We start from the raw sequence: 2,145 nt of genomic DNA, 5'->3' as shown, positions 1-2,145 counted from the left end.
ACGCCTTATGGGATAGAGACGTCATGGGAGCGCCACGACCGCGCACGCTGTGCGAGCAGCAATACAGCGATCGCAGCGCTGAGCGAGGAGTTCGGGATCAACCCGAAAACMGTTGYRAAATGGCGCAAGCGCCAGACTGTCGAAGATCARAAAACTGGCCCTAAAGAGCCTCGCTCAACGAGCCTGACAGAAACCGAAGAAGCCATGGCAGTCGCTTTTCGCCGRCATACTTTACTGCCGCTGGATGACTGCCTTTATGCCCTGYAGGCCAGCATTCCTCATCTGACACGTTCGGCGAAGGCTCAAGACGCTGAGTGGCCTCACACCTTACAAATACGTCTGCAAAATATGGACTTCAGAGCCAGAAAGATTCATTATCAAAACACCAGACTAAGCACGAACCAATCGCGTCCATGCAAAGGGCCAGGCCTTGTGCAAGCGTTTTCCGATCTATAACGCCGCATATCCAGACGCCTGAACACCTGTATCGAGACCCTAATGATCAGCCTTTTCGATCTTTTCAAAGTTGGTATCGGCCCGTCCTCATCGCACACGGTCGGACCGATGCGGGCAGCCCTGAGGTTCACGGATTCTCTTGAATCCCTGAACTCCATCGCCCGGTTCAGAGTTACCCTTTATGGATCACTGGCCTGGACGGCTCAGGGGCATGCCACGGACAAGGCTGTGATTCTGGGGCTCTGTGGCGAAAGCCCTTCGACCGTTGACCCTGATGACGCTGACGAAATCGTTATGGCCATTACCGTCAGAAAACAGCTCCAAGTTCAAGGGTTTTCTATCGCATTCGATCCTGAAACGGATCTGGTTCTGGATCGGGAAACCATTCCGCCCGTCCATCCCAATACCCTCCAGTTTGAAGCTCTCGATGCAGAGGGTCAGGTAACGGCCGCTGCCCGCTTCTGCTCGGTAGGGGGTGGATTTATTGTTCCTGAAACCGCCACAGAGACCGCAGGCTACGCCCAACCGCACGTTCCCTACCCCTTCACCAGCGGTAGGGAACTTCTTGAGCAGACTAGCACACATGGCCTGACTATTGCCGAAGTAGTCATGGCCAATGAAATGGCCCTTCGCCCCTTGGAAGAAACAGAAGCCTATCTCGACCAGATCATAGACGTCATGATGGCCTGCATCGAACGTGGACTTGTACAGACCGGGACACTTCCAGGACGATTAAAAGTTCGACGTCGCGCTGCTGCGTTGCACCAACAGCTTCTCGCACGGGAAACCTCGAATTCCCATTCAGCCCATGGTGTCATGGACTGGATCAGCCTCTTCTCCATTGCTGTTAATGAAGAAAACGCGGCAGGCAGCCGTGTTGTCACAGCTCCTACGAACGGAGCTGCGGGCGTCATTCCATCGGTCCTGCGTTATTATCGCGACTTCTGTCTCCGGGGCTCCCCAGAAATTATGCGAAAAAGCATGCATGACTTCCTTCTGACTGCCTCAGCCATTGGAGGTCTATTCAAACTGAACGCCTCCATTTCAGGTGCAGAAGTAGGATGTCAGGGAGAAGTCGGCGTTGCCTCGTCAATGGCCGCTGCGGGACTGGCCGCTGGTCTGGGGGGATCTCCCGTACAGATCGAGAATGCTGCAGAAATAGGAATGGAACACCATTTGGGCATGACCTGTGACCCGGTAGCCGGCCTTGTTCAGATCCCCTGTATCGAGCGTAATGCATTCGGCGCAGTCAAAGCCATCAACGCAGCTTCATTGGCTCTTCATGGCGATGGTATACATCGCGTTTCTCTCGATCAGGTCATCCGTACCATGGCGGAAACCGGCCGGGATATGAATCACCGCTACAAAGAAACTTCCCTCGGTGGCCTCGCTGTTAACTTTCCTGAATGCTGACGTCCAAATAGTCGTCAGAAATGCCGTATCCGTGACGGAGGAAGGACGTGCCGATGCCGTTTTCGAAGGTGGTATCGTTCTCCCCGACCATCTGTAGGGTTCGAAAAGCCCCTTGGCTCTAAGCGACTCTGTGTGATTCCATTTCTTCGGCGTTGATTGGGGATGSTGRAAGATGAATTAGTCGGGTTTCTTTGATATTGAAGAGCGSCTTSCYCGGCTGAGCGAGCTTGGTGATCAGCACGAGGTGGAGGGATCGAAGAACCGTTGGTTGATGCG

The 2,145-nt window shown here is 54.1% G+C and carries 1 protein-coding gene and 1 pseudogene; both read left to right on the top strand.

Annotation, left to right across the window (positions count from 1 at the left end; genetic code table 11):
• Nucleotides 1-49: 49 nt before the first annotated feature.
• Nucleotides 50-394, top strand: a pseudogene (locus KP705_RS15305) (hypothetical protein).
• Between the two features lie 104 nt (nucleotides 395-498).
• Nucleotides 499-1,869: an L-serine ammonia-lyase gene (locus KP705_RS15300; protein WP_211499581.1), complete on the top strand. Its 1,371-nt coding sequence runs from the start codon at nucleotides 499-501 to the stop codon at nucleotides 1,867-1,869.
• Nucleotides 1,870-2,145 lie beyond the last annotated feature (276 nt).

This window comes from Gluconobacter sp. P1D12_c (assembly GCF_018812105.1).
In the GTDB taxonomy this organism is placed as follows: Bacteria; Pseudomonadota; Alphaproteobacteria; order Acetobacterales; family Acetobacteraceae; genus Gluconobacter; species Gluconobacter oxydans_A.
Note: the sequence above shows the minus strand (reverse complement) of the source record. Positions and strands in the feature narration are given on the sequence as shown.

Bases quoted from the DNA above. Each gene is read 5' to 3' on its own strand.
- KP705_RS15300 (WP_211499581.1), top strand. From the start codon at position 499: ATGATCAGCCTTTTCGATCTTTTCAAAGTTGGTATCGGCCCGTCCTCA.